The sequence below is a fragment of the Stenotrophomonas sp. 05L414_2 genome, from assembly GCF_056397905.1.
The window spans coordinates 13,825-27,735 of sequence record NZ_JBFTOJ010000038.1 but is presented as its reverse complement, the minus strand read 5'-3'; the positions used below and the strand labels follow the sequence as shown (position 1 = coordinate 27,735).

The following is a 13,911-nucleotide window of genomic DNA, read 5'->3' as shown; positions in this document are numbered from 1 at the left end:
CCGTAAACCCGACACTGGGGGATTGGCCGCGGCATCCAAGCCGCGGACACCCCCGCAACCGGACCCACCCCGCCTTCGACAGATTTCCGCGATCTGGGAACGGTGTTCTGTGCTGCTGTTGGTGGGTGTCGACCATGCGGCTGTTGGTGGGTGTCGACCATGCGGCTGTTGATGGGTGTCGACCATGCGGCTGTTGATGGGTGTCGACCATGCGGCTGTTGATGGGTGTCGRCCACGCGGCTKYTGGTGGGTGTCGACCTTGGTCGACACGTGTAGATCCACGCCATGCGTGGWTGGGACTCGCCGAGGCCGYTSGATCTGTTGGCGAGGGTCTTGCTGACTACTGCGCCATCTCCCGCGGYKGCTGRAGGATGTCGRCCAYGCGGCTGTTGGTGGGTGTCGACCTTGGTCGACACGTAGATCCACGCCATGCGTGGATGGGRCTCRCCGRGGCCGTTGGATCTGTTGGCGAGGGTCTTGCTGACTATCTCGCCATCTTCCGCCGCAGCCAATAACCGGCGCCCAGCAGCACGAACCACGCTGGGCTGGCGATCAGCGCCTGGCGGGTGTCGGCCTGCAGGCTCAGCAGTACCAGCACGGCGGCGAAGAACAGCAGGCAGGCCCAGCACATCGCCACGCCGCCGGGCATCTTGAAGATCGAGGCCGCGTGGCGCTCGGGGTAGCGGCGGCGGTAGACCATGTAGGCCACCAGGATCAGCGACCACACGAAGATGAACAACACCGTCGCCAGGGTCGTCACCAGGGTGAAGGCGGTCACCAGGTTGGGGATCAGGTAGATCAGCAGGGTGCCGCCCAGCAGGCACAGGCAGGAAAACAGCAGGCCCCGTGCCGGCACTGCAGCGCGCGAGAGCTTGGACAGGCCACGTGGCGCGTGGCCTTCCTCGGCCAGGCCATACAGCATGCGGCTGGTGGAGAAGATGCCGCTGTTGGCCGAGGACGTGGCCGAGGTCAGCACCACGAAGTTGATCAGACTGGCGGCGGCGGGAATGCCGGCCAGCACGAACAGCTGCACGAACGGGCTCTTGTCCGGCACCACCTGGCGCCATGGGGTCACCGCCATGATCGCGATCAGCGCCAGCACGTAGAAGATGATGATGCGCACGGGGATCGAGTTGATCGCCTTGGGCAGGTTGCGCTCCGGGTCAGCCGTTTCCGCAGCGGTGGTGCCCACCAGCTCGATGCCGACGAAGGCGAACACCGCGATCTGGAAACCGGCGAAGAAACCCACCAGGCCCATCGGGAACATGCCGCCGTCATTCCACAGGTTCGACAGCGATGCGGTGTGGCCGCTGGGCGAAGTGAAGCCCCACGCCACCAGTCCAGCACCGGTGATGATCAGCGCGCAGATCGCCACGATCTTGATCAGCGCGAACCAGAACTCCATTTCGCCGAACAGCTTCACCGTCACCAGGTTCAACGACAGCAGCAGCATCACGCAGGCCAGCGCCGGTTTCCACGCTTCCAGTCCCGGGAACCAGAACTGCGCATAGGCGGCGATGGCGATCACGTCGGCGATGGCGGTGACGATCCAGCAGAACCAGTACGTCCACCCGCAGAAGAACCCGGCCCATGGGCCAAGCAGATCGGTGGAGAAATCGATGAAGGATTTGTACTSCAGGTTGGACAGCAGCAACTCGCCCATCGCCCGCATCACGAAGAACAGCATCGCGCCGATGATCAGGTAGACGAACACGATGGACGGGCCGGCCAGGCTGATGGTCTTGCCCGAACCCATGAACAGGCCGGTGCCGATGGCACCGCCGATGGCGATCAGTTGCAGGTGGCGGTTGGACAGGCTGCGGCGCAGGTGCTCGGGGGGCGTGGCGGGCTCGGTCATGGGCGCGGGAAGGGGCGGGTGAAGCGTTCGACGTTAGTCCTCCCGCTGCCACAACGCCAGCGCCGGACGGCCCAGGGCCGTCAGCAAGTGTCATTTTCACCACAATGTGACCCGTTACCGCCTTTGTCCCATTCCGCCCAGCCCTGCGCCGTGTTCATATACCGCCATCGCCCAAGGACCGGCCCCGCCCATGTGCCCAGCCCTGCACACCTCTCTGGAGCCCCGGTCATGAGCCGACTGCGGGTCATCATCGGCGGCACCGTCCTGGCCGTGCTGGCCGCTGCAGTGCCGATCGCGGTCATGGTCTATGCCACCTGGGACCGTGCCGTAAGTGTCGAACAGCAGCGGCTGCATGCCATCGCCGAGCGCAGCCTGCGCCGTACCGAAGTGTCCTATCAGGAAGCGCTGGCGGCATTGAAGTCGGCCGAGGCCACCGTGCTGCCGCCCTGCGGGGCCGAACACATCCAGCGCATGCAGACCCTGGTGATGACCACGCCGTCGTCGGACCAGATGGGCTACTTCGAGGGCGGCAAGCTGCGCTGCACGTCGTGGGGGCCGTTCCAGCAGGATGTGGACCAGCCCACGCCGGACCACGTCACCAGCGATGGTGCCGGCATCACCGTCAACGTGCGCCCCGAGGCGGCTGGCCGGCGGCCGATGCTGTCCATGATGTACGGGGCCTACGACGTGCTGGTCGACCCTCGGCGCTTCGTCGACGTCATCGTCGATCCGGACGTGCGGCTGGCCCTGGCAAGTCCGGATGGACGGCTGCTGACCCAGCAGGATGGCATGGACCCGGCCCTGCTGCAGCGCCTGCTGCGTGAGCCCGGCGAAGGCCTGGACCGCGACACCCTGTATGCCAGCGCGCGCAGCGGTGAATGGCTGGCGATCGCCACGGCGCCGCGCACCGCGCTGGCGGCCACGTTCCGGCAGCAGGCGTGGCTGTTCGTGCCCTTGGGCCTGCTGATGGCCGCCGCCGGTGCCGGCCTGGTGATCTGGCTGTCGCGACGACGGCTGTCGATGCGCGGCGAACTGGGCATCGCCATCCGCCGCCGCGAACTCTACCTGCACTACCAGCCCATCATCGAACTGGACACCGGCATCTGCGTCGGCGCCGAAGCGCTGGTGCGCTGGCAGCGCCCCGACGGCACGCAGGTGCGTCCGGACCTGTTCATTCCCTTGGCCGAAGAAGCCGGGATGATCGCCGCCATCACCGACCTGGTGATCGAGAACGTGGTTGCCGACATGCGTGAGCTGCTGGCCGAGGATCGCAGTGCACACATCGCGATCAACCTGGCGGCCGAGGACATCAGCAGCGGACRTGCGCTGAAGGTGATCTCGCAGCGCATGGCCGGCAGCGGCATCCTGCCGCAGCAGATCTGGCTGGAGGCCACCGAACATGGCTTCCTCGACATCGACCGTGCCCGCACCATGCTGGCCGCGGCTCGGCGCGCGGGCCACAGCGTGGCCATCGATGATTTCGGCGTCGGCTATTCCAGCCTGCAGTACCTGCAGCAGCTGCCACTGGATGCACTGAAGATCGACAAGTCCTTCGTCGATGCGATCGGCACCGAAAGCGCGACCAGCCCGGTCACGCCGCACATCATCGGCATGGCCCGCGAGCTGGGCCTGTGGGTGGTGGCCGAAGGCGTGGAAACCGAAGCGCAGCTGGCCTACCTGCACAGCCAGCACGTGCAGTTCGGCCAGGGCTGGCTGTTCTCGCGGCCGTTGCCGCGCGATGAGTTCATCGCCTTCCACCGCAAGCGCCAGCAGCAGTACGGCGCGGCGCGGGAGCACATGCAGAATCCGCGCAGCGTGCCGTTCGAGCGCGAGCAGGCGGGGGAGTAGCCGGCGAACGGCGCCGCCCCTCGTGGTGGGTCGCATAAAGCTGTTCGTGGGTTGGCCGGGCGGTACAGATCTCTGCGGCGTTCCACCACGTAAATAGAGAAGAGAAAAGCAACAGCGGGTCGCTGCGCTCGCGCGCGCTGTTGAGCTTCGGCCGGGGTAGTGCCGGCCGCTGGCCGGCAACCCCGTCATCCTTGATCGACGCCTACGCCCAGGCCTTCGGCCGCGCCCAGACCCACAGGCCGCACACCACCAGCAGCAGCAACGGCAGCCAGGCCAGGTGCTGGGCGCCGCTGGCCTGCAGCATCAGGCCGCCGCCGACGCCGCCGGCGGCGATGGCCAGGTTCCAGCCGGTCACCAGCATCGACTGCGCCAGGTCGGCGGCGGCACCGGCGCGGCGCGCCAGGGCGGTCTGGAACAGGGTGGGTACCGCACCGAACGCGACGCCCCACAGGATCGTCACCAACAGCAGCACGCCCGGCAGGCCTGGCCACAGCAGCAGCGAAACCACCGCCATCACGAAGCCGATCACGCTGGCCCACACCAGCGCGCGCAGGTGGCGGTCCACGCCCCAGCCGGCGATGGCGATACCCACGATCGCGGCGATGCCGAATGCCAGCAGCAGCCGGTCCAGCCACGCCCCGGCGCCGGCCTGCACTGCCAACGGCTCGATGTAGGTGTACAGCACGTTGTGCGCCAGCACGTACAGCACCATCACCAGCAGCGTGCTGCGGATGCCGGGCATGCGCCAGACCGAACCCAGCGACATGCGCCGGCCTGCACCGGCCGCCGGCAACGCGGGCAGCGCCCATCGGGCGTAGCCGAGCAGCAGCACCGCCAGCACGCTCATCAACGCGAACGCCCAGCGCCACCCGATCTGCTGGCCCAGCAAGGTGCCGGCCGGCACCCCCAGCGACAGCGCCAGCGGCGAGCCGATCATCGCTACCGCGATCGCCCTTCCCTGCAGTTCCGGCACCACCATGCGCGCGGCATAGCCGGCCACCAGCGACCACAGCAGGCCCGCGCCCACACCCGCCAGGAAGCGCGCCACCAGGGTCAGCACGTAGTCGTGGCTCAGCGCGGTCACGGTGTTGACCACCATGAAGCCGGCAATCGCCGCCAGCAGCAGCGGACGACGTGGCAGGCGCTGGGTCAGCGCAGTCATCGGCAACGCAGCCAGCACCGAGCCCAGTGCATACACGCTCACCAGCTGCCCTGCGGCCGCGTCGCTGACGCCGAGGCTCTCGCCCATCGGCCGCAGCACGCCCGCTGGCAGCGTTTCGGTCAGCAGGGTGATGAAGCCACCACCGGCCAGTGCCAGCAGCCCGCGCCACGGCAAGCGCGTTGCTTCACCCGCCGGAGCCCCTGCATCAATTGCGTGGCCGCTCATCGCAGCGTCTCCAGATCGGCGTACACCGCATCGCGCAGTTCATCGACAAACGCGCCATGCATGCCTTCGTACAGCGTGTTGGTCAGCGCGACCACGCTCAGGCCACGCGCCGGGTCCACGAACCAGCTGTGGCCGTAAGCACCGCCCCAACGCCATGTCCCTGCGGTCTGCGGTGTGCCGCTGGCCGCTGCATCACGCAGGACCGCAAAGCCGAGGCCGAATCCCCAACCCGGCGGATCAACCGGTCCCAGCTCGCCGACCTGTGGGGTTCCCATCTGTGCAACCACGCTGTCCGGCAGCAGCTGCGAGGCGCGCACATCGCGCAACGCTTCCAGCACGGCCATCACCTCATCGGCACTGCCCACCAGCCCCGCGCCTGCCGACGGATAGCGGTGTGGATCGGTCGCCCGCGCCACGCTGTATTCGATGCCCACCGAGCCCTCGAACGCAGGCACCACCTCGCCCTCCCGCAACCGATGCGGCTGCGGCAGGTCACTGACATACGGCGTGGCCAGACGACTACCCTCGGCGGTGGCGAACGCGGTGTCGCGCAGGCCCAGCGGCTGCGCCAGCAGCCGGTCGAACAACACCTGCAACCTTTCGCCGGTGGCCGCTTCAGCCACGGCGCCCGCCACATCCACGCCCAGCGAGTACAACCACTGGCTGCCCGGCGCGAACAACAGCGGCGCCTGCGCGATGCGCTGCACGTTCTGCTGCAGCGTCACCGGGTTCGCGTCCATGCCATCGCTCACACCCGCCTGCGCATAAGGCTCCTGGGCATCGGCTTCCAGGAAGCGGTAGCCCAGCCCACTGCTGTGGCTGAGCAGCTGGCGCAGGCTGATCGGCGGGCGGCTGCCATCGGCCAGTGCCGGGCGGAACGCCGGCAACCAGCGCTGCACCGGCGCGTCCAGGTCCAGCACCCCGTCTGCTACCAGGCGCAGGATCACCGTGGTCAGCAGCGGTTTGCTCACCGAGGCCAGCCGGAACAGGTGGTCGCGGCGCATCGGCGTGTTCGATTCACGGTCGGCCAGGCCACTGGCGCTGGCGTGGCGCAGCACGCCGTGCTCGCGCACCAGTACCACCGCACCGACCAGGCGCTGCGGATGCACGGCCCGCAGCAGCGCGCTCACCGCGGGCAGTGCCGGTGCGGTATCAACAGGAAGGGCGAGTGTCATCGGGGTGATCCGTGGGGAGAGGCCCGCCACGGTAGGCAGCTCCGGCGCCGGCAAAAAGCGGGGCGGGGCTCCGTGCATCATGGACCGCAAGGTCCACAATCGGCATGATGCCCGGAACCACTGGGCCGCACCGACCCTCCAGGCCCGCGCACCGCAGTGTTGCGCGGGCCACGTCAGCGGGCCGGACTGCCGCGCCCTACCCTGCCCACTTTCGCAGCGACCTTCCCCATGTCCGTCCTCGACAACCTGGCCAACCTGCAGACCTTCGTCCACGCCGCGGACACCCGCAGCTTCGTCGACACCGGCCGCGTGCAGGGCATCTCCGCCTCGGCCGCCGGCAAGTGCGTGGCCCGGCTTGAACACGCACTCGGCGTGCGCCTGTTCCACCGCAGCACGCGCAGCATCACCCTCACGGCCGAGGGCCAGCTGTTCCTGGCACGCTGCCGCCGCATCCTCGACGAATGCGATGCCGCACGCACCGAACTGGCCCAGCAACATGCAACCCCCAGCGGCACCCTGCGCATCAGCCTGCCGCTGGTGGGCGACCTGACCCTGCCGCTGATGGCCGAGTTCATGGCGGCCTACCCGGACATCCGGCTGGAGCTGGATTTCTGCGATCGCCTGGTCGATGTCATCGAGGAAGGCTTCGACGCCGTGCTGCGCGTTGGCGAGCCCAGCGATTCACGCCTCACCGCACGCCGCCTCGGGGTGTTCCCACGCCGCGTGGTTGCATCGCCGGCGTACCTGCAACGGCATGGCGTTCCACGCACGCCGGCCGACCTGCTGCAGCACCGCCTGCTGCACTACCGCTTCCCCAGCACCGGCAAGCTCGAGCCATGGCCGATCCTCTGGCCCGAAGGCGAAACGGCACAGGATCTGCCGGTGCACCTGGTCGCCAACACCATCGAAGCGCGGGTGGCACTGGCGCTGCGCGACGGGGGCCTGGCGTTCGTGCCGGTGCATTCGGTGCGCGATGCACTGGCCGATGGCCGGCTGGTCACCGTGCTTGAAGAGCACGTGCATTCCTGCGGCATCTTCCACCTGCTGTGGCCCTCCGGCCGCCACGTGCTGCCGAAGCTGCGGGTATTCATCGAATTTGTCGGCGCGCGGCTGGATACGGTGCCTTGACCCAGCGCCACGGCCGCGACCATTCAGCTCGCGGCGCTATACTGCCCGCTCATTCCCCACCGAGGCTCGCGACCAATGCGCCAGTGATGCCGCCGTCTTCGCACTAGACGGCCCGACTCTTCCCGCCCCTGCGCGCAGGGGAGAACCAGGCATCCATGGAGGTCGCATGACTTCGCATTCCCTCACGCTCGATCGCGTGTCGTATCGGTTGGCCGATGGCCGACCGTTGTTTTCCGATCTGTCCTTTTCCTTCGAACCGGTGGCCACCGGGCTGGTCGGCGCCAATGGCGCCGGCAAGAGCGTGCTCGCGCGCCTGCTCGCCGGCCAGCTGTCGCCCGACGATGGCCGCGTGCACCGCAGTGGCCAGGTGTTCCTGTTGCCTACGCCGGGCTATCCGCCACGTGGCACGGTGGGTGAACTGGCCGGCGTCGGCGCCGAGCTGGCGGCACTGGCGCGCATCGAAGCAGGCAGCATCGATGAAGCCGATTTCGCCTGCGTGGGCGACCACTGGGACCTGCGCGAACGCCTGCAGCAGCAGTGGCAGGCGATGCAGTTGCCGACCGACCTTGATCCGGCGCAGCCCGCCTCCCGGCTCAGTGGCGGCCAGGCGATGCAGGTGGCGCTGTCCGGCGCGTGGGCCAGCGGCGCGGACTGGCTGATCCTCGACGAGCCAAGCAATCATCTCGACGCCCGGCATCGCCACCAGCTGTACGCACAGCTGCAGCAGTGGCAGGGCGGCCTGCTGGCCATCAGCCACGACCGTGGCCTGCTTGCGCAGATGGCGCAGATCGTCGAACTGGACGCGCACGGCCTGCATCGTTACGGCGGACCGTGGCAGCACTATGCCGACACACGCGCCGCCGAACGCGAGGCCGCCGCCGCGCAGCTGGAGCATGCCCGTGCCCAGCACCGGCAGCGGCAACGCAGCGCGCGCGAACAGAACGAGCGCCAGCAGCAGCGGCAGGCACGTGGCAACCGCGAAGCGCGCGAGGCCAACCAGGCACCGATCCTGCTCGGTCGGCAGAAGCAGCGCGCCGAAGCGAGCCACGGCCGTGCGCAGCAGATCCAGAGTGATCGCCTGCAGGCCAGCGCAGCGCAGGTGCGCGCCGCCGCTGCGGCAGTACACGTGGCACCAGAACTGGCGTTGTTCAGTGGCGAGAGCGAGCGTGGTCAGGGCCGCCTGCTGCAGGCGCACGATCTGGTGCTGCCGCATGGCTGCAACGCGGCGCTGCAGCTGGAGATCAGGCGCGGCCAGCGCATCGCCGTCGTGGGCGACAACGGCAGCGGCAAGTCGACCCTGCTGCGCGTACTGGCCGGACAGCTGGCGGCGCGCAGCGGTCAGGTGCAGCGGCATGCGCCGCTGGCCCTGCTCGACCAGCAACTGCTGGGGCTTGCAGGTGAACAGAGCATCCTCGATGCCGTGCGCGCTGCGAATCCCGCGGCCGATGCGGGTGAACTGCGTACGCGTCTTGCCCTGCTGGGCCTGGATGCGCAACGCGTCCAGCGCCCGGCCAGCAGCCTCAGCGATGGCGAGCGGGTGAAGGGTGCGCTGGCCAGCGTGCTGTACGCCGATCCTGCCCCGCAGCTGCTGTTGCTGGACGAGCCGGGCAACGCGCTGGACCTTGCTGCGCTGCAGGCGCTGGAAGAACTGCTGGCGGCGTGGCCGGGGGCGTTGCTGATGGTCAGCCATGACACCCACCTGCTGCAGGCGCTGCGGCCAACGCAGGTGCTGCAGGTCGGTGATGCAGGTTGGCGGTGGCGCGATGCGTTGTAGGGCCGGGCACGTGTTCGGCTCCTGCAGGCATTCATCCACGCATGGCGTGGATCTACTGCCAGCCTCTCATCCACGCGTGGCGCAGACGCATCAACGCTTCCACACCGGGAACGCCTGCGGCATCTGCTGCCACAGCAAGGGCCCGGCCTGCAGCTCGGTGTCGTTGAGCAGGCACGCATCCAGGGCCGACCGCACCACACGCTCGTCCATGTGCACGCCGATCACCACCAGTTCCTGCCGGCGGTCACCCCACAGCGGATGCCACAGGCGTGCCATCGCCGAGTGCGCGGCCGCGTCCGGGAATTCCCGTACGTCCGGCAGCGGCGCGCTCCAGCAGTCGGCCTGCTGCCGGGCCCAGCCCAGATCGCTGTAAGGCAGCGGCGTTGGCGGCAGCAGCGGCGTGGTGTCCTCCTGGCCGGCGCGCACCCGCTCGCGCGCCGCATACCAGAAGCCCGCCGCCTGGGTGCGTGTGGCCGCGCCCACACTGTTCAACTCACCCACCCAGTCCATGCGGTTGGCCAGCCAGAACCAGCCCTTGCTGCGGATCACCCCGGGCATGCCGTGCTGCAATGTGCGCGCGAAACGGGCGGGATGGAACGGCCGCCGTGAGCGATAGACGAAGCTGCCGATGCCGTACTCCTCGGTTTCCGGCGTGTGCTCGCCACGCAGTTCCTTCACCCAACCGGGGGCCTGCTGCGCGCGCTCGAAATCGAAGCGACCGGTATCCAGCAGCTCGGCAAGCGGCACGTCGCCGAAACTGGACAGCAGCAGCTTCGCGTCGCGATTCAAGCCGCGCAGCACGGCCAGCGTGTCCTGCAGCACTTCGTCGTCCACCTGGTCCACCTTGCTGACCACGATCACATCGGCGAATTCCGCCTGCTCGCACAGCAGGTCGACCACGCCACGATCATCATCCGGCCCCGCCTGCTGGCCACGCTCGGCCAGGCGCAGTGTGGAACCGAAATCGGCCAGGAAGGCACTGCCATCCACCACCGTCACCATCGTGTCCAGCCGTGCGATATCGCTCAGGCTGAAGCCGTGTTCGTCGCGCACCGCGAAGGTCGCCGCCACCGGCATCGGCTCGCCGATCCCGGTCGATTCGATCAGCAGGTAGTCGTAGCGGCCGCTGTCGGCCAGGCGCCGCACCTCCTGCAGCAGATCGTCACGCAGCGTGCAGCAGATGCAGCCGTTGCTGAACTCCACCAGCGTCTCTTCGGTGCGACGCAGTTCGGCGCCGCCATCGCGCACCAGCTGCGCATCGATGTTGACCTCGCTCATGTCGTTGACGATCACCGCCACCCGCAGGCCATCGCGGTTGCGCAGGATCTGGTTGAGCAGGGTGGTCTTGCCGGCACCGAGGAAGCCGGAAAGCACGGTGACCGGAAGGCGGCGGTCGGCGCGGGAAACAGTGTTCATGTCGGAGCGGGCTGGCTGCGGAATGGAAATGTTACTGTATAACAATTGTCGCGCAAGGAATCCTCCCCGCATGAAGTCGCCCTCTGCCGCCCTGCTTGATGCCGGCGCCGTCGCCCTGTCCAGCCTGTGCCTGCTGCATTGCCTGGCGCTGCCCCTGCTGGCGGCCGCACTGCCGCTGTTCGGCGTCTGGGCCGAAGCGGAGTGGGTGCACCTGGTCTTCGTCGCCATCGCGCTGCCGATGACCGGCTTTGCCCTGTGGCGCGCCGAACGCCGCCAGCCGCTGCCTGCGCTGGCATGGCTGAGCGCGGGCATGGGCCTGGCACTGTTGATGGCCGGGGCGCTGGCACTGCCCTCGCACGCCTGGGAGACCCCGCTGACGGTCACCGGCAGCCTGCTGCTGGCCGCCACGCACCTGTGGAACGCGCAGCACCGGCACCGCAGAAGCTAGTGCCGGCCGCTGGTCGGCAACTGCAGGCATCGTCCGCAGGTCATGAGGTTGCCGGCCAGCGGCCGGCACTACCCAGCTATTTGCCGTAACGCCGCAGCAGTTCCACCAGTACCTCGGCTTCGGCCGCCCGTTGCGCCGGGTCGTCCGCGCCCACCACGTGTTCCTGCAGATGCTCGTGCAGCAGTTCCATCAGCAGGCTGTGGGCAGCGCCACGCACGGCCGCCACCTGCACCAGCACATCGGCGCAGTCGCCTGCCTCGCCCTCGGGCGTGTTCAATGCCTGTTCCAGCGCCGCCACCTGCCCGCCGATGCGACGCACCCGGGTCAGCAGCTGCTTTCGATTTCTGTGTACATGGGCCATGGCAGGATCATATACCCTATGGGGGTATCCACCCAAGCCTGACCGCCGCCATGCACCTGGACGCCCTCGCCGCCGCCCGCCGCCACGAGCACCGCTTCGACGACGGCAATCCGCTGGCCGAACGCAACACCCGCCGCGCGATGTGGCTCACCGTCAGCATGATGCTGGTGGAGATCGTCGGTGGCTGGTGGTTCAACTCCATGGCCGTGCTGGCCGACGGCTGGCACATGAGCTCGCACGCGCTGGCACTGGGCCTGTCGGTGTTCGCCTATCGCTGCGCACGGCGCTACGCGCACGATCCGCGCTTCGCCTTCGGCACCTGGAAGATCGAGATCCTGGCCGGCTATACCAGCGCCATCGCCCTGCTCGGCGTCGCCGCGCTGATGGCCGTGCAATCGCTGGAACGCCTGTGGGTGCCCGCGCCCATCCACTACAACGAAGCCATCGCCATCGCCGCGGTCGGCCTGGGTGTGAACCTGCTGTGCGCGTGGTGGCTGCACGACAGCCCCGGCCACGCCCACCACCACCATGGACACGGGCACGACCATCATCATGGGCATGACCACGATCATGGCCACGACCATTCCCACGGCCACGACCTCAACCTGCGTTCGGCCTACGTGCACGTGCTGGCCGACGCCGCCACCTCGGTGCTGGCCATCGTCGCCCTGCTGGGCGGCAAGCTGCTCGGCCTGACCTGGCTGGATCCGGTGATGGGCCTGGTCGGCGCGGTGCTGGTCACCGTCTGGGCAATCGGCCTGCTGCGCGACAGCGGCCGCATCCTGCTCGACGCGCAGATGGATGCGCCGGTGGTGGCCGAGGTACGCGAAGTGATCGAGCAGGGTCCGTGGCCGGCACGCCTGGCCGACCTGCACGTGTGGCAGGTGGGGCGCGGCAAGTACGCCGTCGCCGCCAGCGTGGTCACCAGTGATGCCACGCTGGATCCGGATACCGTGCGCCAGGCGCTGGCGATCCACGAGGAACTGGTGCACATCACTGTGGAGATCCACCGCAGCGCGTGACGCCAGCAGGGCGACGGTTCTTGCCGAAAATCTGTACCGGCCACGGCTGCGTGCTGCCTACACTGGCCGCACCTGCCCCGTCGGGACATCCCATGCGCACGCTCCGCCTGCTGCTGCCCGGTGCCCTCCTGCTGCTGGTGGCCTGTTCCGGCGACACCCAGCTGCCGTTCTCCTCCGACCCGATGCTCGGCTGCTTCGCCACCAGCCCGCGCAAGTCCGCCGAGTTCCGCATCGAAAAGGAAGCAAGCCAGTACTTCGTCTCGTTCGAACGCGATGGCCACTGGCAGCGCGAACCCAATGCGCTGTACAAAGCCAGCCGCAGCGACATCCAGCAGTACTTCCGCGATGACGCCGACCAGATCGACAGCGCACTGATCAGGATGGCCGGCGGCTTCGGCATCTTCCGCGTCAAGGACGGCGCCACGCTGAAGGCCCGGGCACGCGACAGCGACTACATGGCGCTGCTGCTGATCGGCGCCGGACCGGTGTATGCGGTGAAGTGCGGATAGCGTGCAGGCCTTCTCATGGCGGGCATCTGGATGGGTGCGCTTCGGGACGTCGCAGGCGGTGTGGCAGTGGTTCCTGCCGCCGCCTTCAGCTCTGCAACAGCTGCGGTACCATGCCCTCCCCCGAATCCTCCCGCTACCCACCGTGCCCCACTACTCCGGCCCCCTGCTGACCCGCGACAGCGCTGACACCCTGCGCCGTGCCCACGACAAGGGCGCCACCGAATGGTCGGGCTCGCTCGATCTGGGCCGCAGCGAAGCGGCGGTACAGCTGGATGCCGAGGGTTTCACCTTCCGCGGCCAGCACTACCCGTGGCCGGGCAAGCTGAAGGACCGCACGCTGTACTACTGGGATGGCGAGGAGTTCTGCTCCATCTCCCGCTTCAGCGGCTCGCTGATCAAGCTGGTGCCGACCGAGTGGGGCGCACCGACCTTCGAGATCGACGGCATCAAGATGCTGCCGACCTCCAAGCTGTCGCCGTTCGAGGACGCGCGCCGCAAGGTCGAGCTGGTCGCCCCGGCGGGCAAAAGCCTCCTCGATACCTGCGGYGGGCTTGGCTACTTCGCCGCCTGCGCACTGGAGGCCGGCGTCGGCCAGATCCGCTCGTTCGAAAAGAACGCCGACGTGATGTGGCTGCGCACGCTCAATCCGTGGTCGCCCGATCCTGACTCAGCCGCCGCGGGCGGCCGCCTGCACTTCAGCCACGGCGACGTCTCGCAGCAGATCGAACAGGTCGCCAGCAACAGCGTCGATGCGGTCCTGCACGACCCGCCGCGCTTCGGCATTGCCGGCGAACTGTACTCGCAGGTGTTCTACGACCATCTCGCCCGCGTCATCCGCAAGGGTGGCCGCCTGTTCCACTACACCGGCGCGCCGAACAAGCTGACCAGCGGCCGCGACGTGCCGCGCGAAGTGGCCAAGCGCCTGGAAAAGGCCGGCTTCAAGGCCGAGCTGGCGCTCGATGGCGTGCTGGCCGTCAAGCGCTGA

The 13,911-nt window shown here is 68.4% G+C and carries 12 protein-coding genes; 7 read left to right on the top strand and 5 right to left on the bottom strand.

What is annotated here, in order from left to right; all coding sequences use genetic code 11:
- Positions 1-484 precede the first annotated feature (484 nt).
- The gene (cycA, locus tag AC1DJN_RS07605; protein WP_478039049.1) at positions 485-1,858 is read right to left on the bottom strand and encodes a D-serine/D-alanine/glycine transporter; all 1,374 of its coding nucleotides are present in this window, start codon (positions 1,856-1,858) and stop codon (positions 485-487) included.
- 228 nt (positions 1,859-2,086) lie between these two features.
- Here cycA and AC1DJN_RS07600 point away from each other — a divergent pair, with 228 nt between their 5' ends.
- Entirely contained in the window at positions 2,087-3,706 is a 1,620-nt protein-coding gene (locus AC1DJN_RS07600; RefSeq protein WP_478039048.1) for an EAL domain-containing protein, read from the top strand.
- 202 nt (positions 3,707-3,908) lie between these two features.
- On the opposite strand, the gene AC1DJN_RS07595 is transcribed toward AC1DJN_RS07600, so the two are convergent.
- Together AC1DJN_RS07595 and AC1DJN_RS07590 are read right to left on the bottom strand one after the other, a co-directional pair.
- Positions 3,909-5,093: an MFS transporter gene (locus tag AC1DJN_RS07595; RefSeq protein WP_032975553.1), complete on the bottom strand. Its 1,185-nt coding sequence runs from the start codon at positions 5,091-5,093 to the stop codon at positions 3,909-3,911.
- Positions 5,090-6,268, bottom strand: coding sequence for a serine hydrolase domain-containing protein (locus AC1DJN_RS07590; protein ID WP_313116798.1), 1,179 nt, complete (start codon positions 6,266-6,268; stop codon positions 5,090-5,092). The genes AC1DJN_RS07595 and AC1DJN_RS07590 overlap by 4 nt, the downstream gene beginning before the upstream one ends.
- 228 nt (positions 6,269-6,496) lie before the next feature.
- On the opposite strand from AC1DJN_RS07590, the gene AC1DJN_RS07585 reads away from it, so the two are divergent.
- Both AC1DJN_RS07585 and AC1DJN_RS07580 read left to right on the top strand, forming a co-directional pair.
- Positions 6,497-7,396 carry a LysR family transcriptional regulator gene (locus tag AC1DJN_RS07585; protein ID WP_032975555.1) on the top strand — a complete coding sequence of 300 codons (900 nt, stop codon included), beginning with the start codon at positions 6,497-6,499 and terminating at the stop codon, positions 7,394-7,396.
- 166 nt (positions 7,397-7,562) lie between these two features.
- Positions 7,563-9,170: an ATP-binding cassette domain-containing protein gene (locus AC1DJN_RS07580; protein ID WP_032975556.1), complete on the top strand. Its 1,608-nt coding sequence runs from the start codon at positions 7,563-7,565 to the stop codon at positions 9,168-9,170.
- 90 nt (positions 9,171-9,260) lie between these two features.
- Here the strand turns inward: AC1DJN_RS07580 and AC1DJN_RS07575 are convergent, their stop codons facing one another.
- On the bottom strand, positions 9,261-10,586 hold the full coding sequence (locus AC1DJN_RS07575; protein ID WP_059065834.1) for a GTP-binding protein: 1,326 nt from the start codon (positions 10,584-10,586) through the stop codon (positions 9,261-9,263).
- A gap of 70 nt (positions 10,587-10,656) precedes the next feature.
- Here AC1DJN_RS07575 and AC1DJN_RS07570 point away from each other — a divergent pair, with 70 nt between their 5' ends.
- Complete coding sequence (locus AC1DJN_RS07570; protein ID WP_025879198.1) at positions 10,657-11,034, top strand: MerC domain-containing protein; 378 nt, start codon at positions 10,657-10,659, stop codon at positions 11,032-11,034.
- A 76-nt stretch (positions 11,035-11,110) separates the two neighbouring features.
- On the opposite strand, the gene AC1DJN_RS07565 is transcribed toward AC1DJN_RS07570, so the two are convergent.
- Entirely contained in the window at positions 11,111-11,395 is a 285-nt protein-coding gene (locus AC1DJN_RS07565) for a metal/formaldehyde-sensitive transcriptional repressor (protein ID WP_032975559.1), read from the bottom strand.
- A gap of 50 nt (positions 11,396-11,445) precedes the next feature.
- Between AC1DJN_RS07565 and dmeF the strand changes: the two genes are divergently transcribed.
- From dmeF to AC1DJN_RS07550, 3 genes are all read left to right on the top strand, one after another.
- On the top strand, positions 11,446-12,417 hold the full coding sequence (dmeF, locus tag AC1DJN_RS07560; RefSeq protein WP_032975561.1) for a CDF family Co(II)/Ni(II) efflux transporter DmeF: 972 nt from the start codon (positions 11,446-11,448) through the stop codon (positions 12,415-12,417).
- 92 nt (positions 12,418-12,509) lie between these two features.
- Positions 12,510-12,926, top strand: a complete 417-nt coding sequence (locus AC1DJN_RS07555) for a hypothetical protein (protein WP_032975562.1) — start codon at positions 12,510-12,512, stop codon at positions 12,924-12,926.
- 73 nt (positions 12,927-12,999) lie between these two features.
- Positions 13,000-13,911: a class I SAM-dependent methyltransferase gene (locus AC1DJN_RS07550; protein WP_425602694.1), complete on the top strand. Its 912-nt coding sequence runs from the start codon at positions 13,000-13,002 to the stop codon at positions 13,909-13,911.

Excerpts from the sequence above, each read along its gene's own strand:
- dmeF (WP_032975561.1), top strand. The coding sequence starts at position 11,446 with ATGCACCTGGACGCCCTCGCCGCCGCCCGCCGCCACGAGCACCGCTTC.
- AC1DJN_RS07565 (WP_032975559.1), bottom strand. The coding sequence starts at position 11,395 with ATGGCCCATGTACACAGAAATCGAAAGCAGCTGCTGACCCGGGTGCGT.
- AC1DJN_RS07570 (WP_025879198.1), top strand. The coding sequence starts at position 10,657 with ATGAAGTCGCCCTCTGCCGCCCTGCTTGATGCCGGCGCCGTCGCCCTG.
- AC1DJN_RS07575 (WP_059065834.1), bottom strand. The coding sequence starts at position 10,586 with ATGAACACTGTTTCCCGCGCCGACCGCCGCCTTCCGGTCACCGTGCTT.
- AC1DJN_RS07580 (WP_032975556.1), top strand. The coding sequence starts at position 7,563 with ATGACTTCGCATTCCCTCACGCTCGATCGCGTGTCGTATCGGTTGGCC.
- AC1DJN_RS07595 (WP_032975553.1), bottom strand. The coding sequence starts at position 5,093 with ATGAGCGGCCACGCAATTGATGCAGGGGCTCCGGCGGGTGAAGCAACG.
- AC1DJN_RS07590 (WP_313116798.1), bottom strand. The coding sequence starts at position 6,268 with ATGACACTCGCCCTTCCTGTTGATACCGCACCGGCACTGCCCGCGGTG.
- AC1DJN_RS07585 (WP_032975555.1), top strand. The coding sequence starts at position 6,497 with ATGTCCGTCCTCGACAACCTGGCCAACCTGCAGACCTTCGTCCACGCC.
- AC1DJN_RS07555 (WP_032975562.1), top strand. The coding sequence starts at position 12,510 with ATGCGCACGCTCCGCCTGCTGCTGCCCGGTGCCCTCCTGCTGCTGGTG.